This window comes from Streptomyces sp. NPDC093586, from assembly GCF_044764905.1.
Taxonomy (GTDB): Bacteria; Actinomycetota; Actinomycetes; order Streptomycetales; family Streptomycetaceae; genus Streptomyces.
In genome coordinates this window covers 361,051-387,478 of sequence record NZ_JBIWJA010000003.1, presented here as the reverse complement: position 1 = coordinate 387,478, position 26,428 = coordinate 361,051, and the positions used below count along the sequence as shown (strand labels likewise).

The following is a 26,428-nucleotide window of genomic DNA, read 5'->3' as shown; positions in this document are numbered from 1 at the left end:
CTAACACGGGGGGGGCCCCCCGGGGGGGGGGGTTTTGCCCCCCCCGGGGGCCCCGGGGGCCCCCCCCCCCCCCGGGGCGGGGGGGGGGGCGCCCACGGCCGAGGGGAACCGCCCCGGCGCCTTCCGCGCCGCCCGTGAAGAATTTCCCCTCCGTTCCCCTTCTCTTGGCCGAGCCGGGCTACGTTCTCCTCGCCCGGTCCGGCACAGGAGAGGTACGTCCATGAGCGCCCCCGCCCACCGCACCTCGGCTCGGCAGTCCGTGGCCGCCCTGACGTCGGCCCGGCAGCGCCGGGACCGGAGCCGGACCGGGAGCCCGTCCGGGAACCCGGCGGAACGCGCCCTCCTCGGGCTCCAGTCCAGCGCCGGCAACCGAGCCACGACCGCGGCGGTGCAGCGTGCCAGGGACACGGCGGAGGGGAAGGCGCCGGAGGAGAAAGCACCGGAGAACGGCAAAGCCCCTGCTGCGCCGAAGAGTTACCGCGAACGGATCACCGCGATCCTCGACAAGGTCAAGAAGAATCTCGAATTCATCGACACCTTCGTCAAGGGCGCCCACGTCCCCGCCAACGCGGGCTTCTCCCAGCAGGCCTCCGCCACGGCCAGCGACGGTCTCAAACACTCCACCGGCGCCTCGGGCACCGCCGCCGCGTCGGAGAACTTGGCCGCGGAGACCGCCGGCGCCATGCTCAGCGGCATGGAGGCGCTCAAGGCCAGGAAGGACGCCAAGAAGCACAAGAACGGGGCCGCCCACCACGTGGCGGCCAAGAAATTCAACACCAAGGCGACCGACGCGGTCGTCAGCGCCGCCGGCGCGGGGAACTACGCCCTCGGTATCGCCAAGGAACTGACCAAGACCCAGAAGGCGCTGAACGCCGGTTCGGTGGCCGAGGCGAGCGGTATCGGCTCCTCTGTCATGGGCGCGGTGAAGGGAGGCCGCGCCGCGATCCGCACCGGCCTGACGGCCCGCAAGTACCGTGCGCTGAAGGGGCTCGAGAAGCCCGACCCCTTCGACGAGAGGGCACTGGCCCTGCTGGACCAGGCCCGGAAGGACGCCAAACGGGCCGCGGACGAGGCGTACGAAGCGCTGGGTGCCCAGTGGGACCACGAGGGCGAGGACCGGATCGAGCGCGTCTCCGCCGCGATCGACGTGGCCTGGGCGGCGATGGGCGCCGCCCGGGACGCCGCCGACGACGTCCGGTACGCCGCACGGTACAACGAAGAAGCGAGCACGTTCACCACGGTGCACGAGTACGCGCTCGGTAAGCAGCGCAACAAGATGGGCAAGCAGGCGTTCACCGCCGTGGGCGAGTCCACCAAGGCCGCGGGCGGCATCGTGACGGCGGTCGCCGCCACGGCGGGAGGAGCCGGACTGGCGAGCAACCCGGTCGGCTGGGGCCTCGCCGCGGGTGCGGCCGGCCTCATCTTCGGCGTCACCGCCTACAAGGCGGGCCGCGCGGGCATGAAGCGCTACGACGGGGCCCGCCACCCCGAACGCTGGGCGGAGGGCGAGACCGACGCAAAGCCCGCCTCCCGCGAGGACGCGCTGAAGGAGGCCCTGAAGTTCTGGAAGAAGGTGGAGAACGGTGAACGCCAGGCCATGGCACGCAAGATCTACGGCCTGGCGGCGGGCTCGAGCGTCAACGCGGACACGACGGCCGAGATGCGTGACTCGGCCAGAGCCCTTCTCATCGCTCTCAAAGCAGGCCCCACCCACCACGGGATCAGCCAGGAGGAGTGGGTCGTCTCCCTCGACGACCCGGAGAAGAAGAGCGCCTGGATCAAGGAGATAGCGGAACAGCTGTCCTCGGCATGACCGGGGGCCACCACCGCGTCACCGTCCGGCCCGTTCTTCCCGGGACCGGACGAGTCCGGGACCCATCCGGCGCCCGCGTCCGGGGAAGAACGGGATGCCACCGCCGACCGGCACCGGACGGACCGTGGCCCGGTACTCGTCGGTCGGCTGTGCGAAGCGGGTCCGGGGCCGGCCGTGACCGGAGTTCTCCTGGGCCCGTCGGGCGGGATCAGCGCACCCGCTCCCACGTCGGGCTGAGCGCGATCTCCTCCAACTGCTCCATGGTCAGCGCGGGGGCGTCACGGGTGGCGTCCTCGTGCTGGGCGCCGGTGTTGAAGGCGCTGACCACGACGCGGAGGCCGTCGCGCCGCATGGTGTCGACGGTCCACATCACGACCCCGGCGCCGCCCTTCTCTCCGGGGCCCTGCGAGGTGGCGACCAGGGTGCCGTCGGGACGGGGCTCGGCGTCACCGTAGAGCTGGCCGGCGGCGTCCCGCATGTCGGGCTGCACGTTGATCTGGACGAGGCTCCTGCCCTTGCCGTCGTCGAGGACGAGGTACGCGTATCCCGTCTCCTGCTCGCCCCGCGAGACGACGTCGACCCCGTCGGGCAGCAGCGAGACGAGCGTCTTGCCGATCGCCGGACCCGACGCCTCGGGCATCAGGCTCGACGTCGAGGACGCGGAGGCCTTCGCCTTCGCCTTGGCCGCCTTCGGGTCCGCGGGAATCGCGTCCACCGCCCGGCGCCACACGTCGGCGGTGGCGATCTTCCGCAACTCGGCGGGTGACAGCGGCGGCTGCGGGCGCGTGACGGCGGCGTCCTTCTCCGCCGGTGCGTTCCACTCGTTCACGGAGACGTGCTGCCCCTCGGCCGTGACCAGCTCCGCCGACCACCACTTGGTGTCCACGCGCCGGTCGGGATACTCGTAGCCCTGGTACACCATGAGCACCGAGCCGTCGGCCAGCCGGCTGGTGGTGCAGGCGTCGTACGCGACCAGGGCCTTGTCCGGGCAGGTCGTCAGGTCACGGACGCTCCCGCTGCCCGGCTCCACCCGGCCGAGGCTGATGCCGACGGCCGCCGCGCCCCGGCTGTCGTCGAACACGACGCGGGCGTACGGGGGCAGCCCCGGGTCGGTGCCCTGCGCCTGTTCCCCGCTGACCTCGCCCTCGGGCAACAGCTCCTTGAGGGCCTCGATGAGGTCGCCGCCGGAGAAGGAGGGGGCGGGTGCGGGGCTCGCGGCGGTGGCGCTGGGCGGGGCCGCCGGAGCCGCCGGGGTCGCCCCCCGCGCTCCGGTGGAGGCACCGCCGCCCGGCAGCAGCAGCGCCCCGCCGACGCCGACCAGGGCGATCCCGGCCGCCCCGCCGAGCACACCGGCCCGCCGCCGCAGCCGGGCCCGGCGCCCCCGGGCCCGCCCACCGGCGGCCAGCGCGGCCCGGTCGGCGTCGAAGCTGTCACCGGCATCGCGCAGAGCGGAGCTGAGCCGGTCCTCGAAGGGATCCTGGTGCTGGCTTTCGGGCATGGCGAACCACCCTTTCGACAGTGGTGAGATGACAGGCGTGGGGCAGAGAGAGGCCGTCAGGGGCTGGCGTACTCCGCGAGGTCCTCGCCCAGCAGCTCCCGCAGCCGGCCGAGCGCCCGCGAACACCGCGTCCGCACGGCCGCCGAGCTGACGTGGAGCACATCGGCGGTCTGTTCGACGGAGCGGTCCTCCCAGTACCGCAGCACGATGACGGCCCGGTCCTTGGCGGGCAGCCGGGCGAGCGCGGCCAGCAGGGTCAGCCGCAGCGGCGCGTCCCCGTCCGCGGCGCCCGGCAGGTCGGGGAACACGTCCATCGCCCGCTCACCGCTGCTGCGCCGCCGCCGGTGGGCGAGGAACGTCCGGGTGAGCACGGTCTGCGCGTACGCGGCCGGGTTCTCGGCCCGGGACACGCGTCCCCAGTGGACGTACAGCCGCCCGAGGGTCTCCTGGACGAGGTCCTCGGCCAGATGCGTGTCCCCGGCGGTGAGCAGACACGCGGACCGGTACAGATGCCCGGCCCGCGCCCCCGCGAACTCGGCGTAGTCGTCCGCCCGCCCCAGCCACATACGCCGTGTCCCCCTGCTCGCCCGGTGCCGCCTTCACCTCATCGATGCGGTGGGGCGCGGGAAATGTTTCACACGGGATTCCCCGCGAGCGTCACAGCAGGTGGTCGGCGGATACCCCGAGGGCCGTCCCGTGAACGGTCTTCAGGGCTTCCTGGCATGATCACGGCGTGACTAGTGAGCTTGTGCGGCCCGGGCCCAGGAAGTACGTCCTCTTCGACGTCGACGGTACGTTGATCGACGCCGTGGACAACCAGCGCCGGGTCTGGGAGACGTGGGCGGAGCGGTACGGGCTGGACGCGGACGAGGTCTACCGGGTGGCGCTGCGCACACGGCCGGTGGAGACCTTCGCGCAGGTGGCTCCGGAACGGGACCCGGCGGAGTGCCTGGCCTCGCTGCACGAACTGGAGGACGAGGACGTCCGGTCCGGCGTCTACGCGGCCTTCGACGGTGCGTCGGAGCTGCTGGACACCCTGCCGGCGTCGTCGTGGGCGCTGGTGACCTCGAACTACGAGCACCGGGTGCGCGGACGGTTCGCCCGGACGGGCCTGCCGCTCCCGCGCGTCGTCGTCGACGCCGCCGCGGTGGAGGAGGGCAAGCCGTCGCCCGCGCCCTACCTGCTGGCCGCCGAGCAGCTCGGTGCCCGGCCCGAGGACTGCCTGGTCGTCGAGGACGCCCCCTCCGGGGTCGAGGCGGGGCTGCGGGCCGGCATGACGGTGTGGGGGGTCAACGCCGAAGTGGCGGTGGCCGGCGTGCACCGCCACTTCGGGAGCCTGCGCGAAGCGGTCCCCGACATCCTCGCCTTCGTCCGCCTGGGGGAGGCAGCCGCAGCGGGGTGATCCCAGCGGAGCCGGTGTGATCACGGCGTCGGAGCCGTGGCCGGCACCGGCACCGACGCCGGAGCCGACGCCGGTGCCGCGACGGTGGTCGCCGAGACGGCGGGCCCCCGCCCGTGGTCGATCACGGGCGGGGGCGGATGCCGGACCGGACGGGTCACGGCAGGGCGTGCACGTGCGCGCCCACCGCGTTCGACCAGGCGTTGCCCGCCGTCGCGTCCCAGTTGGTGGACCAGGTCATCGCGCCCCGCAGGGACGGGTACGTCCTCGGCGGCTTGAAGGTGCCGCAGTTCGTGCCCTTGGTCAGGCAGTCGAGGGCGTTGTTCACGACGCTCGGGGCCACGTAGCCGCCGCCCGCCGCGCGGGTGGAGGCCGGCAGACCGAGGCCGACCTGGGACGGGTCGAGGCCGCCCTCCAGCTGGATGCAGGCCAGCGCGGTGAGGAAGTCGACCGTGCCCTGGGAGTACACCTTGCCGTCGCAGCCCAGCATGGAACCGCTGTTGTAGTACTGCATGTTGACGACGGTGAGGATGTCCTTCACGTTCAGCGCCGTCCGGAAGTACCCGCCGGACGTCGACTGCATGTCGATGGTCTGCGGCGCCATGGTGAGGACCATGCCCGGACCGGCCTTCGCCGACAGGGCGCGCAGGGCCTGCGTCATGTACGTCGGGTTGAGCCCGTTCTCCAGGTCGATGTCGACGCCGTCGAAGCCGTAGGTCTGCATCAGGGAGTGGACGGAGTTCGCGAAGTTGGTCGCAGAGGCGGAGTCGTTCACCGAGACGGTGCCCTTCTCGCCGCCGATGGAGATGATGACCTTCTTCCCGGCCGCCTGCTTGGCGCGGATGTCCGCCTTGAACTGGTCGACGGTGTAGCCGTCCAGCCCGGCCGTGTCGAGGTTGAAGGTGACGGCGCCCGGCGTGGTCGTGGCGTCCGCGAAGGACACGGCGATGATGTCGTACTGCGGGGAGACGTCCGAGATCCTCTGGACGGCGGCGCCGTTGTCGAAGTTCTGCCAGTACCCGGTGACGGCGTGCTCGGGCACGTCGCCCCCGCTGCCGCCGGACTCCGTCGTGCGGGCCGTCACGGCCGCCGACTTGGCGGATTCACCGGCCGCGTTCGTCGCCGTCACCTGGAAGGAGTACGACGTCGAGGCCGCGAGGCCGGTCACGGTCGCCGAGGTGCCGGTCACGGCCGTCACCTTCGTACCGTCGCGGTAGACGCTGTAACCGGTGGCACCGGAGACCGCGTTCCAGGCCAGCGACGCGGAGGAGGACGTCGTACCGGAGACGCGCAGACCGGCCGGCGCGGCCGGCACCGTCGGCTCGGGCTCCTGGCTGCCGCCGCCCCCGTCGGGGCCGTACACGGACACGTCGTCGACGTAGTACGCCGACTGCCCGTACCAGCCGTGCGTGTACACGGACACGGAGGTCGTCGAGGAACCCGTCGTGAAGGTCGTCGACAGCTGCTTCCAGGAGGCCGCGTCCGGCGTCCAGGTCGACACGTCGGTCGTCCCGGTGCCGGTCACGCCCAGGTAGGAGTACCCGCCCTGGACCCAGGCGCTCAGCGTGTACGTGGAGTTGGGCCGCACCTCGACCGTCTGCGCGCACCGGGCGTTGTCCTGCCCGCTCGGCGTCGCCCTGAGCGCGGCGGTGCCGGCGTGAGTGGGGGAGGCGACGGTCGTACCGCTGTTCGCGGAGCAGGTCCAGCCGCTCAGGCCGGCTTCAAAACCGGCGTTCTTCGCGTTGTTGACGTCCGCGGCGGACGCCTGGCCGACGGCGGTGACGGTGAGCGCCAGGGCGGCGGCCACGGCACCGACCGCGGCCCCGGTCCGCCTCCGTCGTCGTCCGCGCCGTCTGTGTACGGGTTCCACTGGGGCCTCCGGTGGGGGAGTGGGGAGAGGAACGGGAAGTACACGGTGGCCACCGTTGACGTACAAGGTGGTCCAGACCAATCGAGGGTGTCAAGGGGTGGGTGCGGACCGATCGGGCGCGGCGTGCGCGGCGACCGTCGGTGTGCGGGGCGTTCGCGAGGGGAGATGCGGATGTTGCAAACTGCCCCGCTTTGTCGCCTCTTGTGCTCCGTAAGTTCCTCTTGAGGTACAGAAACGCTGTTCTCCGGCCATAGACGCGTGGATACAGTGCTCACGTAGTCACGCAGTGAAGTCGTCCGGGTGGGTCGCGGGAGTGGCGGCCGGTCCAGGGGCAGGGGAGACGGGGAGCCGCGCGTGCCAACTGCGATTGCCGTGACCGGTGCCGGCCTGGCGCTGCCGCCGCAGGACGAACGGACCGTGCCCGCGGTCGTGCTCCAGGACGTCGACCGGCGTCCGCTGGAGCAGGTGCTGGGCGAGATGCAGGCGCTGGTCGAGCAGCACGGGCACGTGATCGTGGTGAGTCCGCAGGACGTCTCCCCGGGAGTGGGGCGGCGGCTGCACACCGTCCGGTCCCTGCTGGAGAGCGACCGGATCGCCCTGTTCCGGCCGGCCCTGCCCCCGCTCGGACTCGCGGTCCTGGCCCGCCAGTTACGGCAGCTGGCCTCCTGCGACCTCGGTCCCGGCGTCCTCGCCTCCGCGGGACGGCTGCTCACCCACTACATCCACGCCGGCGCCCTGCTCGGTTCCGTCGCCCGTCTCGACCACGTGCCCGTGGGTCTCAAGTCGCACGCCAAGTCGTGGGTGCCGGGCAGCCAGTTCGGCGTCGTGGCGCATCCCGAACCGCAGTTGGTGAGGATCGCCCCCGGCGCGGCCCTGACCGGGCCCGACTTCGGGACCTCGCTGGTCGTGGCCAAGGGGCAGCTCGCCTCCGACTGGGTCACCGGCACCCTCGCCCCGTCCTGGAAGGTGCAGGGGGTGCGCGAGGTGCCGCTGCCGGCGGAGTCGCCGGGGTGGTGGGGGACCGGCAAGGTGACCGAGTTCTGCGCCTTCCTGCCCGACCTGTCGGTCCTCTACCAGCTCGTCACCTCCGTACGGCGCAGCGCCTGCCACTGGTGCGGCATCGAGGTCATCGGCGACCGCTGCGTGTTCTGCTCCGCGACACCGCCCGTTCACGACGATCACCCCGGCCTCCCGTCCGGCACGGGTGACCGTTCAGGTCCGGGCCACCGGGCCCGTCGCGAACCCACCAGAAACAGACGCACATTGACGGGGTAGGCCGTCCCGCTCAGACCGTCCCGTCCGGACCGCCCCGTCCGGACCGCCCCGCCCCCCCCGATCCGGCACAACCGATTCCCCCAATGAGGTTGCACGGCCCATGAACTCCCGTCAGCGCCGCGGCATCATCCTGCTGATCCTGTCGGTCCTCTGCGCCCTCGGCGCCTTCGCCGGCGTGCTCTCCGTCGTCAACGACGTGAAGTCCAAGGTCGGCCCCGAGGTCACCGCGTACCAGGTCAAGCGCGAGGTGGCGCCCTACACCTCCCTCAGTGCGGACCAGTTCGAGAAGATCGAGATGCCCGAGCGCTGGCTGTCGGAGAACGCGGTCACGGACCTCTCCCGCATCCGCGGCAAGATCGCCGTGACGACGCTGAAGAAGGGTTCGTTGCTCCAGAGCGACATGATCGTCGACCAGCCCGCCCTCCAGCCCGGTCAGCAGGAGGTCGCCATCATGATCGACGCGGCGACCGGCGTCGCCGGCAAGATCACACCCGGCGCCACCGTGAACGTCTACGCCACCTTCGAGGGCGAGCGCGACACCGCCCCCGACCAGTCCAAGATCATCGTGACGAACGCCAAGGTCATCGACGTCGGCGAACTCACCTCGCTCCAGCCCGGCGACAAGAGCGGCGACCGCCGGGCCACCGAAGCGGTCCCCATCACCTTCGCCCTGTCCACCATCGACGCCCAGCGCATCACCTACGCCGAGTCGTTCGCCCAGCGGGTCCGGCTCGCGCTCGTGGCGCCGGGCGGCGGCACCACGGTCCCGGACAAGGACCGTACGTACGAACTCGCGAAGGACAAGTGAGAGGCCCGCATGCCCACGAGGATCCTCCCGGCAGTCGGCGACGCGGACGCCGTACGGTCCATCACGACCCTGCTCAGCCAGCTCCCCGACGCCGAACCGGTCGCCCCGGTGACCGACTCCACCCAGCTCGTCGACACCCTCGCCCGGCTGGCCGCCGAGTCGGTCGACGAACTGCCCGAGGTCGTCGTGGTGCACGAGCGGATCGGCCCCGTCCCGGCGCTGGAGCTGATCCGCGAGGTCGCCCTGCGCTTCCCGGCCGTCGGCGTCATCCTCGTCACCTCCGACGCGAGCCCCGGCCTCTTCCAGGCCGCCATGGACTACGGCGCCCGCGGCCTGGTCGCCCTGCCGCTCGGCTACGAGGAACTCGCCAGCCGCGTCCAGGCGGTGGCCCAGTGGTCGGTGGGCGTACGCCGGCACCTCGGCAGCGGCGGCGACGTCTTCACCGGCGCCGGCGGCACCGTCGTCACGGTCAGCGGCGCCAAGGGCGGGGTCGGGGCGACCCTGACCGCCGTCCAGCTGGCGCTCGCCGCACAGGCGTCGGGCCGCGCCACCGCCCTGGTCGACATGGACCTCCAGACCGGCGACGTCGCGTCCTACCTGGACGTCCAGTTCCGCCGGTCCGTGGTCGACCTGGCCGCCATCAACGACATCTCCCCGCGCGTCCTCGCCGACGCCGTCTTCCGCCACGACACCGGCCTCGCCCTGCTGCTCGCCCCCGGCGAGGGCGAACGCGGCGAGGAGGTCACCGACCGCGCCGCCCGCCAGATCGTCAGCGCCCTGCGCTCCCGCTACGAGGTCGTCGTCATCGACTGCGGCGCCCAGCTCGGCGGGGCCGGCGCGGCGGCCGTGGAGATGGCCGACACGGCACTGCTGGTCACCACCCCGGACGTGATCGCCGTGCGGGGCGCCAAGCGGGCGGTGCGGATGTGGGACCGGCTGCAGATCCGCAAGGCCGAGGAGACGACCGTCGTCGTCAACCGGCACACGCGCGCCACCGAGATCCAGCCCCCGCTGGTCCGCAGGATCACCGGCACGGCGGTCGCCGCCACCACCGTCCCCGCGGCCTTCAAGGAACTCCAGGGCGCCGTCGACTCCGGCCGCGTCCACGAACTCGACGGCAGGAGCACCGTGAAGCAGGCCCTGTGGGCCCTCGCGGGCGAGCTGGGACTGGTCAAGGCGGCCGCGGACGGCCGGAAGGGCGGCCGGTTCCGCAGCGACCGGGGCTCGGCGAGCCTCCGGCGCCGGAAGGACGGTGGGGGATGAGGACGCACGGCTTACTCGCCCCACTCGCCCGGTACCGGGACCGGCACCGCGACCGGCACCGCGACCGCGACCGGGGCCAGGTCACCATCGAGTTCCTCGGCATGATCCCGATGATCGTCGTCACGCTGGTGGTGCTGTGGCAGCTCGTGCTCGTGGGATACACGTACACGCTCGCGGGTAATGCTGCGGACGAGGCGGTACGGGCGGCGACGGCGGCAGAGCGGGGGGCGCGGCAGGGCGCCTGCCAGGACGCCGGCCGGGACAAGCTGCCGGGATCCTGGGAGGGGGGCGCCGGTGTGGACTGCTCCACCGCGAACGGGTACGTCACGGCCGACGTGCGCCTCGAAGTCCCCGTCCTCTTCCCGGGCGCCGTCGGCCTCCCCTTCACCGTGCACGGGCACGCGGGGGCCGTCGAGGAGGAGGACGACTGAGATGCCGTACTCCGTCCGCCCCCGCGACTCCGTCCGTGGCCGCGCCCGCGCGAGGGACCGGGGCCAGGTCGCCATCGAGTACCTCGGCTTCCTCCCGATCCTGGTCGTCGTCGCCCTGGCCGCCGTACAGCTCGGCCTCATCGCCTACACCGCCCAGCAGGCCGGCACCGCCGCCCGGGCCGGAGCACGCGGCGCCTCCCTCCAGGAGAGCGCCCAGGAGGCCTGCGCCACGGCTGTCAGCGACTGGCTGGCCGACGGGACCGTCTGCGGGGCCGCCGAAGGGGGCGACGAGGTCACCGTCACCGCCACCGTCGACATCCCCTCCGTCGTCCCCGGCTGGGACTTCGGCCCCGCCCGGAAGACCGCCACGATGCCCCTCGACCACCGAGCGGACGGGTGACGTCGTGAACGAGGAGCAAGGAGCACCGGACGCATGAGCCTGCGCGCACGCATCCACGCACCCGAGGAGCACGGCAGCCGGGGCGAGGACGGACACCTCGTCGCCTCCTACCGGGCCAAGCTCCTGGAGGAGATCGACCTCGCGGAGATGAGCTCGCTCGCCACGGCCGAGCGCCGGGCCCGGCTGGAGCGCGTCCTCGGACACATCATCAGCCGCGAGGGCCCCGTCCTGTCCACGGTCGAGCGCTCCCAGCTGATCCGCCGGGTCGTGGACGAGGCCCTCGGCCTCGGCATCCTCGAACCCCTGCTGGAGGACGCCTCCATCACGGAGATCATGGTCAACGGACCGGACTCGATCTTCGTCGAACGCGGCGGCCGCGTCGAGCGGCTCCCCCTCCGCTTCGCCTCCGAGGACCAGCTGATGCAGACCATCGAGCGGATCGTCTCCACCGTCAACCGCCGCGTGGACGAGTCGAACCCGATGGTCGACGCCCGCCTCCCCTCCGGCGAGCGCGTCAACGTCATCATCCCGCCGCTGTCCCTGACCGGCGCCACGCTCACCATCCGCCGCTTCCCCCGCTCCTTCACCCTCCAGGAGCTGATCGGCCTCGGCTCGCTCGACGAGCACATGCTGTACCTGCTGGCCGGACTGGTGCAGGCCCGCTTCAACATCATCGTCTCGGGCGCCACGGGCACCGGCAAGACGACCCTCCTCAACGCCCTCTCCGGCCTGATCCCCGAGACCGAACGCATCATCACCATCGAGGACTCCGCCGAACTCCAGCTCCAGCAGGCCCACGTGATCCGCCTGGAGTCACGCCCGCCCAACGTCGAGGGCAAGGGCCGCATCACCATCCGCGACCTGGTCCGCAACTCGCTGCGCATGCGCCCCGACCGCATCGTCGTCGGCGAGGTCCGCGGCGGCGAGTCCCTGGACATGCTCCAGGCCATGTCCACCGGCCACGACGGCTCACTGGCCACCGTCCACGCCAACAACGCCGAGGACGCCCTGATGCGGCTCCAGACCCTCGCCTCCATGTCGGACGTCGAGATCCCCTTCGTCGCCCTGCACGACCAGATCAACAGCTCCGTCGACGTCATCGTGCAGCTCACCCGGTTCGCCGACGGCGTCCGCCGCATCACCGAGATCGCCCTGCTGGCCAGCCACGGCGGCGAGCCCTACCGCCTGGCCACGGTCGCCCGCTTCAACGCCCAGCCGATGGCCGCCGACGGCCGCATCTACGGCGCCTTCGAGTACTTCCCGCTGCCGCGCCGCACCGCCGACCGCCTGTACATGGCGAGCCAGCCCATCCCGCAGGCCTTCGGCGTGGCCCACTCCGCAGAACAGCTCGCCACCCGAGAAGCCAGGTAGGACCGCCCTGATGGAACTGCACACGCTCGTCACGCTCACCACCGGCGTCACACTACTGACCTGCACCCTGGCGGTCCTGGGCCTGCACTCCTACGCCGCCGGAAAGGCCCAGCGCGAGGCCCTGGTCGACCGCCTCTCCGCCGCCGGGCAGCTCCCGCCCGCCGGTCGCAGACGCCACTTCCGCACCCTGGACCGCCGCCTGCGCCGCACCGGGTTCGGCAGAAAGCTGGAACTGCGCCTGGCCGCGACCGGCCTGGACATCACCCCCGGCGAGTTCTTCGCCGCCCTGCTCGCCACGGTCGCGGGCCTGTGGCTGATCGGCCAGGCCGCCCTGGCACCGTTCTTCGGCCCGATCGCCGGCCTGCTGGGCGTCTGGGCGGCGATGCAGTTCCTCACCTGGCAACGCCAGAAACGCATCGAGAAGTTCATCAACCAGCTCCCCGAACTCGCCCGCATCCTCGCCAACGCCACCCAGGCCGGCCTCGCCCTGCGCACCGCCATCGGCATGGCGGCCGAGGAGCTGGAGGCCCCGGCCGGCGAGGAACTCGGCAAGGTGGCCGACCAACTGGCCCTCGGCTCCTCCATGGACGACGCCCTCGGCGAACTCGCCGACCGCCTCCCCTCCCGCGAACTCGTCGTCCTGGTCACCACCCTCGTCCTGTCCAACCGGGCGGGCGGCCAGGTGGTCGGCGCGCTGCGCAACCTCACGGAGACGCTGGAGGAACGCAAGGAGACCCGGCGCGAGGTCCGCACCCAGCTGTCCCAGGTCAGCATGACGTCGTACGCCGTGCCGGTGCTCGGCGTCGGCTCGTTGTTCCTGATGAACGGGGTGAAGGACGGCGCCCTGGAACGCATGACGGGCTCCCCGGCCGGCCAGATCGCGGTCGTCACCGCCTTCGGCCTCTACGCCGTCGGCTTCGTCCTCATCCGCCGCCTGTCCCGCATCGACGTCTGAGGAAGCCCGAGGAAGGAGGAGAAGACATGGGACTGCTGCTCGCACTGGTCATGGGCCTGAGCGTCTGGGGCGTCTTCGCCGGCATCCGCATGTACCGCGCCGACGCCAAACTCCCCGGCGACCTCGCCCTCGCCCTGGAGGTCGGCTCCACCCGCACCGGCACCGTCGACTCCCTGATCGACCGCCTGGGCATGCGCTACGCCCCCGCCGTACTGCGCCTCATGGGCCCGGCCCTGGTCGCCAGGTACCGCCGCCGCATCGACCTCGCGGGCAACCCCGGCGGCCTGACCATCGACCGCTACGCCGCCCGCCGCGCCGTCTACGGCTTCCTGGGCGCCGTCGGCTTCCTGGTCTTCCTCCTGCGCGGCCAGTACGTGGTCGCTCTCCTCCTGCTCGCCTTCGGGGCGTTCTGGACGGAGGTCGGCATCTGGTCGGCGATCCGCATCCGCAAGGACGTCATCGAACGCACGCTCCCCGACTTCCTCGACGTCCTGGCCGTCGTGGTCAGCGCCGGCCTCGGCTTCCGCCAGGCCCTGGACCGCGTCGCGATGCGCTACGAGGGCCCCTGGGCCGACGAACTGCGCATCACCCTGCGCCAGATGGACCTCGGCATGAGCCGCCGCCAGGCCTTCGCGGAGCTGCGCCGCCGCAACGACTCCGAGCAGGTGGCGATGTTCGTGACGGCACTCCAGCAGGGCGAGGAACTGGGTGCCCCCATCGTGGACACCCTGGTCTCCCTGGCCAAGGACATGCGCCGCACGGACGCCCAGAACGCCCGCCGCAAGGCCGCCCGCGCCGTCCCCAAGGCCACGATGATGATCACGACGTTCATGGTCCCGGCCACGATGATCCTGCTCGGCGCCGGCCTGATCCTCGGCTCCGGCACCGACTTCGGCACGATCACGGGGGAGTAGGCGGACATGCCGAACACATGGCCGGGGGAGGGGGCGAGCGTCTACCAGGAGAGTGCGCCTGCACACGAAACGATGCCGTCAAGAACCAGCTTTAGGAAGCCCTGTTGGGCCTCTTCTCTGCAAAACCTTTCGCACGTGCAATCAGTTGTGGGACAGTCGTTGTTCGGTACTCCCGACAGGCCGAGGTTCGCATGACCAGACTCCACCGGCGCCCACCGCTCCGGGGCCACCACCAGGTGGCCGGACCTGGCACGCCCTCGACGGACCGACCCACAGCACACGTCCACCCTGGAGGGGAACCCCATGAACAACTGGCTCCGCACCACCACCGCCCACCTGCGCACCCGCACCGCCCGCAACGACAGGGGACAGACGGCGGTGGAGTACCTGGGAATCATCGCGGTGGTCGTGGCCATCGTCCTGGCGATCACGGGGACGGACATCGGCAACACGATCTACAACGCGATCACTGCCAAGATCGACGAGGTCATCGGCTGAGGCGAGGACTCGTATGTGCCGACGCAGGGCAGGCCTTCCCCATCTACATCGCGGCGGTGGCGGGTCTGCTCTTTCTCGCGCTTGCGTACTTCGCGGTCGGTCAGGCTGCGGCGACCCGTAGCGAAGCTCAGACGGCGGCGGACGCCGCAGCGCTCGCAGCAGCGCTGGAAACCCGAGACCGACTCACGGACGAGTGGGTTGCGAACATCCGGAAGCCGGAATCCTGGCTGGACATATTCGAGGGAAACGTAGCGGTACCCAGCGGCTGCTGGCGCGCACACCAATTGGCGGCACGGAATGACGCGACGGTGGACTGTCAACCGGACGGCCCCCTGGGCTACACGGTCGTCGCTGAGACCAACGGGACCGTCGGAGACACGATCGTGCCAGGCACGGAGAACCGGAAGGCGACGGAGTCCGCGACCGCCGTCATAGAAGCACGCTGTTCATTCGATGAACCCGCCAAGGAGCCCGAAGGCGAGGTGCTGCTCAAGCTGTCCTGTGAGGACGGTGAGAACTGGGACCTCAAGCTGGACGATCTCGTGAACCTACCTAACCCCGAGGATCTGTTCGACGTCCATCTCGCCGACTCACAAACAAACGACGAATGATGAAGGAAGCGGAGTCATGAGTATTCGGTTCACGACGAAGGCCCCCCGGGGGATGGCCGCACTGACCATTGCGGCGGTACTGGCCCTCGGGGTAGCCGGGTGTGGTTCCGGAGGCGGTGATGACAAGAAGCCTCAGGCTTCGGCGAGTGCCACGTCAGGAAACAAGTCGGGGCCCAGCGCACAGCAGGGCACGGACGCGCCCATGGCTGAGCTCAAGGGGCAGAACGGTCTGGTCCTCAAAGTCGGCTCCGCGACCAGGGACGCGGGCGGGTTCGTCACTGTGAGCGGGGAGATCAAGAACGACGGCGCAAAGGCGACACGTGTTCCGATCGAGACGAGAGGAAACGAAACGGAGGTCGTGCGACACGGTGGCTCGCTCGGTGGGGCAACCCTCGTGGACTCCGCCAGCAAGAAGCGGTACTACGTGCTGCGGGACACTGATGGTCGGCCCCTGACGACCACGAACATTCCGAGGATCGATCCCGGCGCTTCGGTGCCCGTCTTCATGCAGTTCCCCGCTCCGCCGTCTGAGGCCACGGAAGTCACCTTCCAACTGCCCACCTTCGCCAGCGCGACCATCTCCATCTCCGGGTGAGGCCCACCATGACCCCGACCCCCCGCCTCACCCTGGCCCTCACCACCGCCACCCTCCTCCTCGCCACGAACCTCTACGGCGCCGCCACCGCCCACGCCGACGACGACCCGCCCCGCCCTCCCGGCACCGAAGACACCGCCACCGCCCCCGTCAAGGTCGACCCCAACGACCCCGACCTGAAGCTCCCGGACGGGGCCACGCTCGCGCAGACCAAGGTGCTGGACATCAAGTCGGTCGTCGAGGACCAGAGCGGTGACGAGCGCCGCGAGGACACCAACACCAACGTGACCTTCGCGCTCCAGGCCGAGGTGCTGTTCGGCAAGGACAGCGCGAAGCTCGGCGGCGAGGCGAAGGCCCGTGTCGCGGGGATCGCCGAGGAGATCAGGAACCAGCACGCCGGCAGGGTCCGCGTCTTCGGCTTCACCGACAACCTGGGCTCCTCCGCCCACGGTGACGTCCTGTCCAGGCAACGTGCCACCGCCGTACAGGAACTCCTCGCCCAGACCCTGAACGACGCCGGCATCACCTACGAGGTCCGCGGCTACGGCGAGGACTACCCCATCGCCGACAACTCCACGGAGGCCGGCCGCAAGAAGAACCGCCGGGTCGAAGTCTCCTTCCCCCGCACGGAGCCCTGACGGACAGATGCCGAAGTGAAGAAGTCACCCGGCGGTGCGACCGACACCGGCACGGCGCCGCCCCCACCCGCGGATCGGACCTCGACATCATGGACGACACCACCGTGAGAGCGCCGACGCCCGTTCTGGTGCGGTAACAGGCGATCTTCGCCACCTGGGTGGCGTGCGAGAAGCCGAGGTCGTCGATGGTCACCACCTGCACCACCCGGGTCTCCTCGGACGTGTGTCCCGGATCGCGATTGGTGCGAATGTCCCGGCAGAGCAACGCGCGGGCGGCGTGTCGCTGGGACTTTCGCTCCCATCAGTACGTGCGAGAGGTCCGCCGCCGACAGCATCCCGCGGGGTCGGCTCCCCGTGTCGCGCGGAACGGGCCGGGCCCGGCCGCCTCGACCGCCGGCCTGGTTCACTCACGCGTCCCGGTCGTCGCGGTGTAACCGGATGCTCCGGCGCGGGGCAGGACCGCCCACATACGGGTGCCGCCGCCCGGTTCGCGGGCGTCCCCGAAACCCCAGTCGCCGCCGCACGCCCGGACCACGCGGTCCAGTACACGCAGGGCCGCCCGGCGGCGGGTGTCGCAGGCGACGGCGAGGCGGGGGTGAGTGTGGCGGGGGTGGGCGTCGTGGAGGACCACACGCAGGGCGCCGTCCCGGTAGCGCAGCGATACGTACACCTCCGCCGTGGGTGCGAAACCGCAGGCACAGGCGGTGAGTTCGCTCACCACCTGCACCACCGCGTCGGTCATGCCGTCCAGGCCGTGGGCCCGCAGGACGGTGCGGGTCGCGGCGCGTACGACGGCCGGGCTGTGCGGGGAGGCGGGGAGGGTGAGGCTGTAGGCGAGGGTTTCCGGGGACGGGGGCGCCGACGGCGCGTCCGAGAAGGCCGGGACGTGGCACGCGGTGGCGAGCAGGGGCATGGCAACTCCCTTGGGGATACGGGTGTGCTGGTCCGCCGTCCGGTGGCCTGTCTCCCTGACGCGCGACCGCCCTCCCAGGGCAGGAGGATGCGGGCGGGCACGCGTGATGCACTTCCGGTACGGCAGCGGTTCGTGACTGACCTGTCACCGACAGTAGAGCCAAGGGAGTCACAGTGTCCAAGGAAACGGAGATAATTACCCCCGAGGTGGATGCGTGCCCGAGGTGATAAACAGCAGACTGATGCCCGGCACGGCACGACAAGGGAGCGGTATGCCGACACGAAGCACGCCGACGGTGCGGCAGAAGAGACTGGGAGCCGAGTTGCGCAAGATGCGCCTCGCGGCAGGAGCCAGCACGGAGTATGCGGCTGGGCTGCTCGGCATCGACCGGACCCGGCTGTCCAACATGGAGTCGGGTATCCGCCCCTTCTCGCCGGAGCGCATCCGAACCCTCGCCTGCAATTACGCCTGCTCGGACGAAAGGTACGTCAACGCGCTGGTAGCCATGGCCGAGCACCGGGAGCGCGGATGGTGGGAGCACTACCGGGGCTCACTGCCCGCAGGGCTGCTGGACATCGCCGAGCTGGAGTGGCATGCCACGCGGGTGCGGACCGCACAAGTCATGCATGTGCCTGGCCTGCTCCAGACAGAGGAGTACGCCCGCGCGGTCTTCGCGGCCGTACTCCCGCCGCTCAGTCGACTGGAGGTGGAGCTGCGCGTGGCCCATCGCATGGAGCGTCGGCAGGTCTTCGACCGGCCCCGGCCGCTCCCCTACGTCGCCTATGTCCACGAAGCCGCGCTGCGCATGCCCTACGGCGGAACCGAAGCGACCCGGCACCAACTCCTTTACCTGGCCGAGCAGTCGGAACGACCCGACGTCGATGTACGCATCATCCCCACCGGTGCCGGGGATTTCCCGGGCGCGGGGCACGCACTGCTGTACGCGGACGGGGAGGTGCCGGAACTCGACACCGTGCAGTTGGACTCTGCGCATGGCCCTGACTTCACCGGTGCGGAGGCGCAACTCACCAAGTACCGTTCCCACCTGAACTGGATGGACAACGCCGCGTTGGACCCGGCGGCCTCACGCGACCTTGTTCACAGCGCTGCCCGTGAACTCTGAGGAGCCTCGATGACTGGCATCGAATGGGAAGAACCGTTCTGCGGTGAAGGAAACAATTGTTTCCGCCTCGGCACAGACACCCGAGGCAACGCCTACATCGCCGTGGCCGGGCAGGAGGACCGCCCCCTCACCGACAGCCGGGAAGCGCTTCGCGCCCTCATCCGTGGCATCAAGGCGGGCGACGCGGACCACTTGCTGTAGCACCCGCGCGTGGGCGGCGCTTCCGGCCACCCCCGCGCACCTCGTGAGGGGAGACGGCAGGGCGGGGATCCGCACGGGTGGCCGACGTCGCACTCGCGGCGTCGGTGGCCGTCCTCCCGACCGCCTGTGACGCCACGGGCGAGAAGGACGCACCACCGTCACGGGGACAGGCACCGGTGTCCGCGACCACCGACCGGCCCGCCGAGTCTGGTGCCGCGCGGTGGGCCGCGCCCCGGTCACTCCCGCCCCGACCTCTGACCTCGGACGCCACCCGACGGGGGTGGCACTCGTTCCCGCTGCCCGAGTGGCCCCGGAACACCCCGTCGTGAACCGTCGTCAGCGGCGCCTCGTCCCGTCCTGCTCCTCCGGCTCCCAGGCGCGGAGCAGGTCGAGCAGCCCCGCGTCTCCGTCGATCCGCAGGGAGCCCGCCGGGATACGGTCGTACAGGAAGAGGACCAGCTCACTGGCTGTGCCTCGGACGGAGACGCCGGAAGCTTCCGGGCCTTCGCCGGTGACGGCGGCGGGCGTCGTGCCGGGCACGGGGAGACGGGTGGAGCGTGCGCCGTCGCCGTCGACCGTGAGGCGCCAGGAGAGCCCCTCGGCGGCGTGGAAGTCGAAGGCGGTGGGCCGGTGCGGCCAGGCGCTCGTCGTCGCGACGCAGGTGAACAAGAACTCCTCGACCCCGTCGAGCGCCACCTCGTCCGGCAGCCGCTGCGGGGCACCCGCGGTGACCTGGGCGTCGTAAGCGTGCAGCGCGATCTCCTGGAGCTGGTGCCGGGCGACGGCACCCGTGGTCCGCGGCGACTGGGAGGCACCCCACCACATCCAGCAACCGCGGTCCGGGCCGACCTCCCGCAGCGCGTCCAGCAGCTGCTCCGTGGACTCCGCCGACCAGGCCGACAGGACCTCGCGCTCCCGAGGCGCCGCCGGGACGTCCGTTGCCGCGGACTTGGCGGCGGCAGGCCCCGCGACGACGGCGGCGGCCCAGGCACGGCGCCCCTCGCCCAGGTGCTGCACCAGGTCGAACAGCGTCCGCTCGGGGCAGGTCGGCACCTGCGCCTCGAGGCCGGGCGCGTCGGCGACCGCGGCGCGGAAGGCCGTCGAGCGATCGTCGATCAGTCGCAGCAGGTCGGGGAACTCCAGAGTGTTGTGCACTCCGGATGCCTATCACCGCGCTTTGGCAACCGGGCAGTGGATTTCCCGAGCCGGTGCGACGCGCGGGTGGGCCGCGAGGCGGCGGTCCCTGCGGACCGGATCGGCGCCCCCACGGGCCCCGGCGGTCCGGGTCAGTCGAAGAGGGCGATGAGTCCGTTCACCCAGATCGCGAGGAACGCGAGGACCGCCACCAGGCATCCGGTGCCTGCCAGGAAATCGGCGAAGGTGCTCTTCCCGCTGTCCTCCTCCTCGCCGGGCGGCACCGTGTCCCAGTCGACGGGACGGCCCACGGCGTCGGAGCAGGCCGCTCGTACCGCTGCCAGCTGCTCCCTGGCGAAGGCTGTTGGGGCGAGCGACTCCGGGCCCTGCCAGGCAAGGGCCCGCATGCGCTGCGGAGCCGCGTGGTATCTCGCCTCGAAGGCGGCGGTCTCGGCCGCGTCCCGGTCCTCTTCGAGGTACATCCAGCGGCCCGCTTCCGCGGGCTCCCCGTACAGGCGGTACACCTCGGCCAAGCGCCGGCGAAGCATCAGGTCGTTCGGGAAGGACGACACCAGCCCGCGCAGACGCTGGCGCGCGACGGGGACCCGCCCGGCGGCCAGGTCGGCGTCGGCTCGGGCAAGGGTGTCTCTCAGCGGCATGAACGCATGATCGGTTACCGCGGCGACCACTGTCGACCTGGTTCTGCCGTGCGGCGCGCGACGGCGGGCGGCCCGGCGCGTGCCGGACCGCGTGGTCCGGACGTGCGGCGGCGACCGGGGCTTCGAGGACGCCCGCGAACCGGGCGGCGGCACCCGCATGCGGGCGGTGTTGCCCCGCTTCGCCGCGTCCGGCTACGAACAGGCGCTGCGTGGTTCGGCGGTGACGTCGTCGGCGACCAGTCGTCGGGTGAAGTGGTAGCACTGGTCGACCGTCGTCCCCGAGCTCGAGACGAGGGCGGAGACGGACACCGTGTCCCCCTCACGCACCACGTTCTTGAGGTCGAATCCCGTGTAGTCGGTCGGGTCGCACACGCCGATGACGTAACAGTTCGTGACGGCTTTGGTGAAGTGGTCCCCGTCGTTGCCGCCGATGGTCAGCATGACCAGCGTGGTGTCCGGGCTGAGGACACCGGAGTCGGTCCGGCACTTCTCGCGGTAGTTGTCGATCCTCCCCCAGGGGGTGTCATCAAGGCCGCAGCCCAGGATGCAGGTCTGCCGCCCGAAATGGTCGCGGGCATCGCCTGGCAGGAGGTCGAAGGCGATCCGGGTGTCTTGGACGACCTGGCGTACCAGGGCCGTAAGGTCCTCCCTTTCAGCGAAGATGCCGACCGGACCTCCATGGGCCCCATGTCCATCCAGGTCCGTCGAGCGGCCGAGGTGCTTGGCTACGATCCGCAGCACCTGACAGATCTGCAACGGGACCAGGTCGTGGGCGCGCTCGAGGACCCTGCCAAGAACATCTTCATTGCCTCCGAATACCTGGCTCAGCTCAAGGCGGAGAGCGGCTTTGCCGATGTACCGCCGGAGCAGATGACGCGCGCGCAGATGCAGGAGCTGGCCGCCCGCTACAACGGCGGGTCCTATTACGAGGACCCGAACGCCCAGGCGTATGGTCGCGGCTTCGACAAGAACGTGGATCAAGCGAAGGAAGCCCTCCGGTGAACGATTCGGCGTCCCCCTCCGCGCCTGTCACCCGCGAAGACGGAACTCCGGGCCAGCGCCCCCGGTTCGGGTTCGGCTCCGGTGTTTGCGGATTGTTTCTGGCGGCGGGCAATCTCGTGTCGGTCTACGTCACCTTCCTTGCGTACATGGCCACTCCAGCCGGCCCCTGGGACAGCGAGACCGTCGCGCACTCGAATATCGCGTCCGGCCTCGTCCTGCTTCTGTCGTTGGGTATGGCACTTCTCACTTGGGTGTGCGTCAAGGCGGAGTGGCTGCGCCGATGGTGGTACGTGCTCCCTGCAGTCATGGCCGTCGCCGCTCTGCTGCGGCTGACCCTCTTCGTCCCCGAGTTCTGAGTCACCCGGATGACAGTGACGCCATGCGGTCGAGCTGCGCATTCGTCGGTGCGGCAGTTCCGGGGATGCTTGGAAGTGAGGGTCCTCGCCCACGCCGCGAGCTCCATGACAAGTGATCGGCGTTGCCCGCCTTGATCGCCGGCGCCGGGTCGTAACCCGCGTGACACTTGTCGTACAGCGGGAACCAGCGCGTGTGCTCCTCAGCAGGAGCGGCGCGCTCCAGGCGAACCAGGCGGGGTTGCGCCGCCACGTGCCCGAGTACTGCTGACAGCTCCACTTCGGGGCCCCTCAGTCACAGACCCCGGCGCATGCAGCACCTCGGCCACCGGTCCAGACCGTGCGCCGCCTCCCGCTCGCGGATCTTCCGCAGGCCAGGGGTGAGTTCGCGGTCGTCCACGGGGCGAAAACCGCAGCGGGCGGCGTAGTAAGGGGCATTCCACGGGACCTGGGTGAACGTGGTGAGGGTCAGGGCGGGGACCCCCTCGTTCCTGGCCCGGTCCGCCAGGTGGTCCAGCAGCGACCGGCCGACACCGCGACGCGCGCTGTCCGGGTGCACCGACACCTGCTCGACGTGGAGATCGCCGTCGACGCGGTCGGCGATCAGGTAGGCGACCGGGACGTCGGCGGCGTTCACCGCGACCCAGGCCAGACCGGCGTCGTGGTAGCGGGCGAGTTCACCGAGCGGAAGCGGCTCGTCCTCGGCGATCTCCGGCATGCCGATGTCCCGGAAGCACTCCCCGGCAGCCCTCTCGATGTCCTGGAGGACGGGCAGCTCGTCCAGACACACGGCTCGGATGTGCATGTCCCCATTCTCCCCCAGCCCTCACGGGCTGACGGCGACTCCGGCCGTTCCGCTCCCTCCCACCCTCGGCACGGGGACGGTGCCGTCGCCCACCAGGTCCACGACCGCATCGGCGTGTTCCCTGATCAGATAGTCCATGGCGTGCTCGGTCGACGACTGGTACTCGAGCTGCTCGCTGTAGAAGCGGAGCCGTTCCTGAGCATCCTCGATGATCTCGCCCCAGGTACGCACCCAGATCCGGTAGGCCGGATGCGTGACGACGCATCCGGGCAACCTGTCGGGCTGGTGGGCGAGTTGTCGGAGGTTGCCGTCCATGGCATTGCCGATGAGCCAGAAGTCCCAGGTCACCGTGGGCTCCCGAAACCTGTCGTCGCCCATCACGGCTTGCGCGTAGCTGCTGATCTGCGAGAATTCGGCCATGCCGAGGACGACGCTCGGTCTCTTGAGTTCCACCACGAGATGGTGGCGCTCCCCCTTCCGCTGCCGGGCGGCGCGGGACAGCATCAGGTCGACGATTCCCCGGCTCCCGTCCTCCCTCAGCACAGGGGCCGGAGCCGGCGCGTCCCGGCCGAGGAGACGGCAGTGCTGTCTCAGCACCTCGTTCAGACTGCGGTCGCTGACGTGCAGCCCATACTCCTCACCGAAGATCCAGCACTCGTTCTCCAGGATCCGGTGCAGCTCGGTGCGCTCCTTCACCCGCCCCCTGGCCACGGGATCGAAGACGAGGTGCTCCAGGGCCGACAGGAAATCGAGACGCCCGGTCGTCGCCGTCGACGCCTTGATCAGGGCGGACAGCGGCGTACGGTCCAGCAGTCGGCTCAGTTCCGTCTGCTCCTGCTTGGAGAGCGCGAAAAGCTCCTCGGCGATACGGAGCACTTCGCCCGGCTCGTGGGTCAGGACGGAACGCAGCAGCGCGAAGGACACCTTCTGGGCCCTCTTGCTCGCGGGCAGATGCCGGACAACCGCGGTCGCCACAGCGTCGAAGGTCTCGCGCTCCGCGCGCTCCTGATCGTTGCGGGGCTCGCCTGTGTACGGGTAGAAGCCTTCCGCGCGCCATGAGTCGACGAGCTCCTGACGCCGCTCGTCGGCACGGGAACGGAAGTGCGCCCGCATACGCTCCCGGGCTCCGGCCAGCACTTCGGCGGCGGGCCCTTCCGGTGTCCAGTCCGCGAAGGCGAGGTCACCGGCCGAATCGTCCTCGAACCCCTCCCAGGAGAGGTACGCCGTGAAGTGGAAGCCCGGAGCCTGGATCTCCGGCTTCAGCTGTGCCAGCGACATCTCCCGGCCGTCGCACAGGATCAGAGCCCGGGAGAAGGGGCGCGACCATTCGATGATCTTCAGCTGGGCCGACGGGTGACGACTTCCCGGCGGAGCCGCCACCTCGTACGTATCCACGCGGACCTGTTCCGACGACGGGTCCAGCCGCGTCCCGTCGTAGACGATGGAGATGTCCGGGTACGCCTCCAGGTGAAGCGCGAAGGCGGCGGTCAGCGCGGTACGGGCGGCGTCCTCGGTCAGCTTCTGGAGATCCTCGCCGCCGAACGCCTCGAAGACCGTACCCGTCGCATCGTTCGTCGGCTCGGGGTCACTGACGTCGAACTCGTCCATGGAGCTGCGGTCGGACTCGATGACCACACGGCGACGGCTCCCCTGCAGCCCGTTCACGCTGGTCCAGCGCACCTCACTGCCGAGCGCGAACGCCCTGACCCGGCCCCTCCCGTTCTTTCCGTGCAGCACACGCTTCTTGACCTCGCTGGCCTGCGCGCGCTTCTTCCAGGACATACCGATCTGCGCGAAGTAGTCGCCGCACTTCTCCGCCGCGATACCGGTGCCGTCATCGATCACGGCGACCCGGTCGATGCCGCCGAAGTCGTTCCGCTCAAGCTCCACGGTGACGTGTTCGGCATCCGCGTCGAGAGAGTTCCAGATCAGCTCCTCGATGGCTCCGACAGGATGGCGCAGACGTGCCAATTCCTCGACATGTCCCCGTCCTACGGTCAACCGAAGCTTCGCCATGAGGGTCAGCACCTTCCGCGTCATCGTCATCCACAGGCTGCGAGGCGGAAGCCGGGCGCTTCCTCAGTCATCAACTCAAGTATCTGGCAACATGTCACTCGACGTTTTGGCGCCCACTCTGTCGGGCGCTCGACCACCGCCAGGCGGGGGCGGTGATCGGAAGCGCCGCGTGATCCGGTCCATCGCCCCACTGCGGGTTCTGCAGCAAATGGTCCGCGTCGCCCGCTCTGATCCTGCGGATGAGGGCGAAAGGCGCTTCCCGGACGTCGGTGAGCGGGCGGTCCTTCTGCCCGGCCACGGCGATGCAGGTGTTGCCCCGGGTGTCTGTGCCGAGGCGGAAGCAATTGTTTCCTTCACCACAGAACGGTTCTTACCGTTCGTTGCCAGTCATCGAGGCTTCCCCGGGGTCCGCGGGCGACGCTGTGAACAAGATCCCGGGTTCGACGCGGCGTTGTCCGTCCACTTGGCGGGGCGTGTCTCGGCATGCACCGACCGCGTCCGGCAGACATCAGGCCACGCCCTCCTACCTCTCCGTCACCTCCACCCGCACCCCCGCCCGCACCCCCCACCCCGCCATCGCCCCCGCCTCGGCCTCCAGCACGTGCCGGGCGCGCGGCCGGGGCAGGCCCAGCCGGCCCGGGCGCATGGTGCGTACCGCGATGACGGTGAGCCGGCGGTCCAGGTAGGCCACGTCGATGGGGAAGCGCATCCGGAAGGTGTGCACGCTGTTGGCAGGCGACAGCAGAAGCGCCCCGTCGACCGCGTCCCGCCCCAACAGCCCCTTGGTACGCGCCCGGTAGGAGGCAGCGATCTCCAGCGGAACCGCGACCGCCCTCCCGCCCGGCCCGCCGTCCACGACCAGGCGTCCCTGCCCGTCCCGCCAGCGCCGCCCCATGCCGACCCCCTCCCCGCGCCGCGCACCGGCGCCGTGCCGGGCCGCGAAATGTCGTTGTCTCGTGCCCCGGGCCAAGTGTAGGAAGATCCCATGACCGCACTCGGTGCCGTGTTCCGCCCCCAGCTCGCCCCCGAACGACTGCGCGACGTGGCACGCGTCGCCGAGGAGGCGGGGCTGGAGGAGCTGTGGCTGTGGGAGGACTGCTTCCTCGAAGGAGGGATCTCCACGGCCGCCGCCGCCCTCGCGTGGACCGAGCGGCTCCGGGTCGGCGTCGGACTGCTGCCCGTGCCGTTGCGGAACGTGGCCGTCACCGCCATGGAGGCCGCCACCCTGCACCGGATGTTCCCCGGCCGCGCGATCCTCGGCGTCGGACACGGCGTGCAGGACTGGATGGGGCAGGTCGGCGCGCGGGCCGAGTCGCCCGTCACCCTCCTGCGGGAGTACCTGCTCGCCCTGCGGGCCCTGCTGCGCGGGGAGCGGGTGACGACCGAGGGCCGGTACGTCCGGCTCGACGACGTCGCCCTCGACTGGCCGCCCGCGCAGGGCGCCGAGGTGCTCGCCGGGGTCACCGGGCCCCGTTCGCTGGGGCTCGCCGGGGAGGCCGCCGACGGGACCATCCTCACGTCGGTCAACACACCCGACGACGTACGACGGGCCCGTCTGCTCATCGACGAGGGACGGGCCGCGGCCGGGCGGACGGAGCCGCACAAGGTGGTCATGTACCTCCTCGCCGCCACCGGGCCCGGCGCCGCCGAACGGCTGCGGGCCGAACAGCTGGCCGAAGGGCTCGAACCGGGACCGGACCTCGGCGTCGCCGGGGACGCCGACACCGTCGCCAAGGCCGTCCGGCGGCTGGCCGAGGCCGGCGCCGACACCGTCGTCCTCCAGCCGACGGGTGACGAGCCCGACCCCGAGGGCTTCGTGCGGTTCGCCGCCCAGCAGGTCAGGCCCCTGGTGGATTAGCCTTCCGGCCGTCAACCGCCCCCGT

28 protein-coding genes and 1 pseudogene are annotated in these 26,428 nt (G+C 70.9%); 19 read left to right on the top strand and 10 right to left on the bottom strand.

Translation table 11 applies throughout. From position 1 onward, the window contains the following. The first annotated feature begins 220 nt into the window (after positions 1-220). Positions 221-1,813, top strand: a complete 1,593-nt coding sequence (locus ACIRFH_RS05770; protein ID WP_403517289.1) for a hypothetical protein — start codon at positions 221-223, stop codon at positions 1,811-1,813. Between the two features lie 208 nt (positions 1,814-2,021). On the opposite strand, the gene ACIRFH_RS05765 is transcribed toward ACIRFH_RS05770, so the two are convergent. Together ACIRFH_RS05765 and ACIRFH_RS05760 are read right to left on the bottom strand one after the other, a co-directional pair. Continuing rightward, positions 2,022-3,311, bottom strand: a complete 1,290-nt coding sequence (locus ACIRFH_RS05765; RefSeq protein WP_403517288.1) for a hypothetical protein — start codon at positions 3,309-3,311, stop codon at positions 2,022-2,024. A gap of 56 nt (positions 3,312-3,367) precedes the next feature. After that, a complete protein-coding gene (locus tag ACIRFH_RS05760; protein WP_403517287.1) occupies positions 3,368-3,877 on the bottom strand; it encodes a SigE family RNA polymerase sigma factor in 510 nt (169 codons plus the stop codon). Between the two features lie 167 nt (positions 3,878-4,044). On the opposite strand from ACIRFH_RS05760, the gene ACIRFH_RS05755 reads away from it, so the two are divergent. After that, positions 4,045-4,713, top strand: coding sequence for an HAD family hydrolase (locus ACIRFH_RS05755; RefSeq protein WP_403517286.1), 669 nt, complete (start codon positions 4,045-4,047; stop codon positions 4,711-4,713). A gap of 154 nt (positions 4,714-4,867) precedes the next feature. On the opposite strand, the gene ACIRFH_RS05750 is transcribed toward ACIRFH_RS05755, so the two are convergent. After that, positions 4,868-6,580 carry a chitinase gene (locus ACIRFH_RS05750; protein ID WP_403517285.1) on the bottom strand — a complete coding sequence of 571 codons (1,713 nt, stop codon included), beginning with the start codon at positions 6,578-6,580 and terminating at the stop codon, positions 4,868-4,870. 354 nt (positions 6,581-6,934) lie between these two features. Here ACIRFH_RS05750 and ACIRFH_RS05745 point away from each other — a divergent pair, with 354 nt between their 5' ends. From ACIRFH_RS05745 to ACIRFH_RS05690, 12 genes are all read left to right on the top strand, one after another. Then, positions 6,935-7,855 (top strand): hypothetical protein, encoded by a 921-nt coding sequence (locus tag ACIRFH_RS05745; protein ID WP_403517284.1) that lies wholly within the window; start codon positions 6,935-6,937, stop codon positions 7,853-7,855. Positions 7,856-7,955: 100 nt separating this feature from the next. Then, positions 7,956-8,663, top strand: coding sequence for a Flp pilus assembly protein CpaB (cpaB, locus tag ACIRFH_RS05740; protein WP_403517283.1), 708 nt, complete (start codon positions 7,956-7,958; stop codon positions 8,661-8,663). Positions 8,664-8,672: 9 nt separating this feature from the next. Continuing rightward, positions 8,673-9,926, top strand: a complete 1,254-nt coding sequence (locus ACIRFH_RS05735) for a CpaE family protein (RefSeq protein WP_403517282.1) — start codon at positions 8,673-8,675, stop codon at positions 9,924-9,926. Continuing rightward, on the top strand, positions 9,923-10,357 hold the full coding sequence (locus ACIRFH_RS05730; protein WP_403517281.1) for a TadE/TadG family type IV pilus assembly protein: 435 nt from the start codon (positions 9,923-9,925) through the stop codon (positions 10,355-10,357). The genes ACIRFH_RS05735 and ACIRFH_RS05730 overlap by 4 nt, the downstream gene beginning before the upstream one ends. 1 nt (position 10,358) lies before the next feature. Continuing rightward, positions 10,359-10,757 (top strand): TadE/TadG family type IV pilus assembly protein, encoded by a 399-nt coding sequence (locus tag ACIRFH_RS05725; protein WP_403517280.1) that lies wholly within the window; start codon positions 10,359-10,361, stop codon positions 10,755-10,757. 33 nt (positions 10,758-10,790) lie between these two features. Continuing rightward, the gene (locus ACIRFH_RS05720) at positions 10,791-12,128 is read left to right on the top strand and encodes a CpaF family protein (protein WP_403517279.1); all 1,338 of its coding nucleotides are present in this window, start codon (positions 10,791-10,793) and stop codon (positions 12,126-12,128) included. Positions 12,129-12,138: 10 nt separating this feature from the next. Further along, positions 12,139-13,083, top strand: a complete 945-nt coding sequence (locus ACIRFH_RS05715) for a type II secretion system F family protein (RefSeq protein ID WP_403517278.1) — start codon at positions 12,139-12,141, stop codon at positions 13,081-13,083. 26 nt (positions 13,084-13,109) lie between these two features. Then, complete coding sequence (locus tag ACIRFH_RS05710; protein ID WP_403517277.1) at positions 13,110-13,997, top strand: DUF5936 domain-containing protein; 888 nt, start codon at positions 13,110-13,112, stop codon at positions 13,995-13,997. Positions 13,998-14,300: 303 nt separating this feature from the next. Next, positions 14,301-14,495, top strand: coding sequence for a Flp family type IVb pilin (locus ACIRFH_RS05705; protein ID WP_403517276.1), 195 nt, complete (start codon positions 14,301-14,303; stop codon positions 14,493-14,495). Beyond that, complete coding sequence (locus tag ACIRFH_RS05700) at positions 14,492-15,106, top strand: pilus assembly protein TadG-related protein (RefSeq protein WP_403517299.1); 615 nt, start codon at positions 14,492-14,494, stop codon at positions 15,104-15,106. Before ACIRFH_RS05705 ends, ACIRFH_RS05700 begins: the two co-directional genes overlap by 4 nt. A 16-nt stretch (positions 15,107-15,122) precedes the next feature. Beyond that, entirely contained in the window at positions 15,123-15,701 is a 579-nt protein-coding gene (locus ACIRFH_RS05695) for a hypothetical protein (protein ID WP_403517275.1), read from the top strand. Between the two features lie 8 nt (positions 15,702-15,709). Next, on the top strand, positions 15,710-16,339 hold the full coding sequence (locus ACIRFH_RS05690; RefSeq protein WP_403517274.1) for an OmpA family protein: 630 nt from the start codon (positions 15,710-15,712) through the stop codon (positions 16,337-16,339). A 403-nt stretch (positions 16,340-16,742) separates the two neighbouring features. Here the strand turns inward: ACIRFH_RS05690 and ACIRFH_RS05685 are convergent, their stop codons facing one another. Next, entirely contained in the window at positions 16,743-17,252 is a 510-nt protein-coding gene (locus tag ACIRFH_RS05685; protein ID WP_403517273.1) for an ATP-binding protein, read from the bottom strand. Between the two features lie 271 nt (positions 17,253-17,523). On the opposite strand from ACIRFH_RS05685, the gene ACIRFH_RS05680 reads away from it, so the two are divergent. Continuing rightward, positions 17,524-18,375: a helix-turn-helix domain-containing protein gene (locus ACIRFH_RS05680; RefSeq protein ID WP_403517298.1), complete on the top strand. Its 852-nt coding sequence runs from the start codon at positions 17,524-17,526 to the stop codon at positions 18,373-18,375. A gap of 9 nt (positions 18,376-18,384) precedes the next feature. Then, a complete protein-coding gene (locus ACIRFH_RS05675) occupies positions 18,385-18,576 on the top strand; it encodes a hypothetical protein (protein WP_403517272.1) in 192 nt (63 codons plus the stop codon). Between the two features lie 336 nt (positions 18,577-18,912). Here ACIRFH_RS05675 and ACIRFH_RS05670 read toward each other — a convergent pair whose 3' ends face one another. From ACIRFH_RS05670 to ACIRFH_RS05660, 3 genes are all read right to left on the bottom strand, one after another. Next, entirely contained in the window at positions 18,913-19,731 is an 819-nt protein-coding gene (locus ACIRFH_RS05670; RefSeq protein ID WP_403517271.1) for a maleylpyruvate isomerase N-terminal domain-containing protein, read from the bottom strand. A gap of 131 nt (positions 19,732-19,862) precedes the next feature. Continuing rightward, positions 19,863-20,369: a DUF6584 family protein gene (locus ACIRFH_RS05665; RefSeq protein ID WP_403517270.1), complete on the bottom strand. Its 507-nt coding sequence runs from the start codon at positions 20,367-20,369 to the stop codon at positions 19,863-19,865. A gap of 192 nt (positions 20,370-20,561) precedes the next feature. Then, the gene (locus ACIRFH_RS05660) at positions 20,562-20,810 is read right to left on the bottom strand and encodes a hypothetical protein (RefSeq protein ID WP_403517269.1); all 249 of its coding nucleotides are present in this window, start codon (positions 20,808-20,810) and stop codon (positions 20,562-20,564) included. A gap of 81 nt (positions 20,811-20,891) precedes the next feature. Here ACIRFH_RS05660 and ACIRFH_RS05655 point away from each other — a divergent pair. Together ACIRFH_RS05655 and ACIRFH_RS05650 are read left to right on the top strand one after the other, a co-directional pair. Then, a pseudogene (locus tag ACIRFH_RS05655) lies at positions 20,892-21,371 on the top strand (hypothetical protein); the annotation flags it as partial. Next, positions 21,368-21,727: a hypothetical protein gene (locus tag ACIRFH_RS05650; protein ID WP_403517268.1), complete on the top strand. Its 360-nt coding sequence runs from the start codon at positions 21,368-21,370 to the stop codon at positions 21,725-21,727. The pseudogene ACIRFH_RS05655 and the gene ACIRFH_RS05650, both read left to right, overlap by 4 nt. A gap of 292 nt (positions 21,728-22,019) precedes the next feature. On the opposite strand, the gene ACIRFH_RS05645 is transcribed toward ACIRFH_RS05650, so the two are convergent. From ACIRFH_RS05645 to ACIRFH_RS05635, 3 genes are all read right to left on the bottom strand, one after another. Continuing rightward, on the bottom strand, positions 22,020-22,529 hold the full coding sequence (locus ACIRFH_RS05645) for a GNAT family N-acetyltransferase (protein ID WP_403517267.1): 510 nt from the start codon (positions 22,527-22,529) through the stop codon (positions 22,020-22,022). 21 nt (positions 22,530-22,550) lie between these two features. After that, positions 22,551-24,575: an ATP-binding protein gene (locus ACIRFH_RS05640; RefSeq protein ID WP_403517266.1), complete on the bottom strand. Its 2,025-nt coding sequence runs from the start codon at positions 24,573-24,575 to the stop codon at positions 22,551-22,553. A 493-nt stretch (positions 24,576-25,068) separates the two neighbouring features. Further along, the gene (locus tag ACIRFH_RS05635; protein ID WP_403517265.1) at positions 25,069-25,440 is read right to left on the bottom strand and encodes a DUF192 domain-containing protein; all 372 of its coding nucleotides are present in this window, start codon (positions 25,438-25,440) and stop codon (positions 25,069-25,071) included. Between the two features lie 90 nt (positions 25,441-25,530). On the opposite strand from ACIRFH_RS05635, the gene ACIRFH_RS05630 reads away from it, so the two are divergent. Beyond that, positions 25,531-26,403 carry an LLM class flavin-dependent oxidoreductase gene (locus ACIRFH_RS05630; protein WP_403517264.1) on the top strand — a complete coding sequence of 291 codons (873 nt, stop codon included), beginning with the start codon at positions 25,531-25,533 and terminating at the stop codon, positions 26,401-26,403. The last annotated feature ends 25 nt before the right edge of the window (positions 26,404-26,428 follow it).

Coding starts and splice junctions, on each gene's coding strand:
- ACIRFH_RS05715 (WP_403517278.1), top strand. CDS start 12,139: ATGGAACTGCACACGCTCGTCACGCTCACCACCGGCGTCACACTACTG.
- ACIRFH_RS05765 (WP_403517288.1), bottom strand. CDS start 3,311: ATGCCCGAAAGCCAGCACCAGGATCCCTTCGAGGACCGGCTCAGCTCC.
- cpaB (WP_403517283.1), top strand. CDS start 7,956: ATGAACTCCCGTCAGCGCCGCGGCATCATCCTGCTGATCCTGTCGGTC.
- ACIRFH_RS05695 (WP_403517275.1), top strand. CDS start 15,123: ATGAGTATTCGGTTCACGACGAAGGCCCCCCGGGGGATGGCCGCACTG.
- ACIRFH_RS05725 (WP_403517280.1), top strand. CDS start 10,359: ATGCCGTACTCCGTCCGCCCCCGCGACTCCGTCCGTGGCCGCGCCCGC.
- ACIRFH_RS05660 (WP_403517269.1), bottom strand. CDS start 20,810: ATGCTGACCATCGGCGGCAACGACGGGGACCACTTCACCAAAGCCGTC.
- ACIRFH_RS05720 (WP_403517279.1), top strand. CDS start 10,791: ATGAGCCTGCGCGCACGCATCCACGCACCCGAGGAGCACGGCAGCCGG.
- ACIRFH_RS05710 (WP_403517277.1), top strand. CDS start 13,110: ATGGGACTGCTGCTCGCACTGGTCATGGGCCTGAGCGTCTGGGGCGTC.
- ACIRFH_RS05690 (WP_403517274.1), top strand. CDS start 15,710: ATGACCCCGACCCCCCGCCTCACCCTGGCCCTCACCACCGCCACCCTC.
- ACIRFH_RS05730 (WP_403517281.1), top strand. CDS start 9,923: ATGAGGACGCACGGCTTACTCGCCCCACTCGCCCGGTACCGGGACCGG.
- ACIRFH_RS05665 (WP_403517270.1), bottom strand. CDS start 20,369: ATGCCGCTGAGAGACACCCTTGCCCGAGCCGACGCCGACCTGGCCGCC.
- ACIRFH_RS05635 (WP_403517265.1), bottom strand. CDS start 25,440: ATGGGGCGGCGCTGGCGGGACGGGCAGGGACGCCTGGTCGTGGACGGC.
- ACIRFH_RS05680 (WP_403517298.1), top strand. CDS start 17,524: ATGCCGACACGAAGCACGCCGACGGTGCGGCAGAAGAGACTGGGAGCC.
- ACIRFH_RS05760 (WP_403517287.1), bottom strand. CDS start 3,877: ATGTGGCTGGGGCGGGCGGACGACTACGCCGAGTTCGCGGGGGCGCGG.
- ACIRFH_RS05645 (WP_403517267.1), bottom strand. CDS start 22,529: ATGCACATCCGAGCCGTGTGTCTGGACGAGCTGCCCGTCCTCCAGGAC.
- ACIRFH_RS05640 (WP_403517266.1), bottom strand. CDS start 24,575: ATGACGATGACGCGGAAGGTGCTGACCCTCATGGCGAAGCTTCGGTTG.
- ACIRFH_RS05705 (WP_403517276.1), top strand. CDS start 14,301: ATGAACAACTGGCTCCGCACCACCACCGCCCACCTGCGCACCCGCACC.
- ACIRFH_RS05630 (WP_403517264.1), top strand. CDS start 25,531: ATGACCGCACTCGGTGCCGTGTTCCGCCCCCAGCTCGCCCCCGAACGA.
- ACIRFH_RS05685 (WP_403517273.1), bottom strand. CDS start 17,252: ATGCCCCTGCTCGCCACCGCGTGCCACGTCCCGGCCTTCTCGGACGCG.
- ACIRFH_RS05675 (WP_403517272.1), top strand. CDS start 18,385: ATGACTGGCATCGAATGGGAAGAACCGTTCTGCGGTGAAGGAAACAAT.
- ACIRFH_RS05770 (WP_403517289.1), top strand. CDS start 221: ATGAGCGCCCCCGCCCACCGCACCTCGGCTCGGCAGTCCGTGGCCGCC.
- ACIRFH_RS05735 (WP_403517282.1), top strand. CDS start 8,673: ATGCCCACGAGGATCCTCCCGGCAGTCGGCGACGCGGACGCCGTACGG.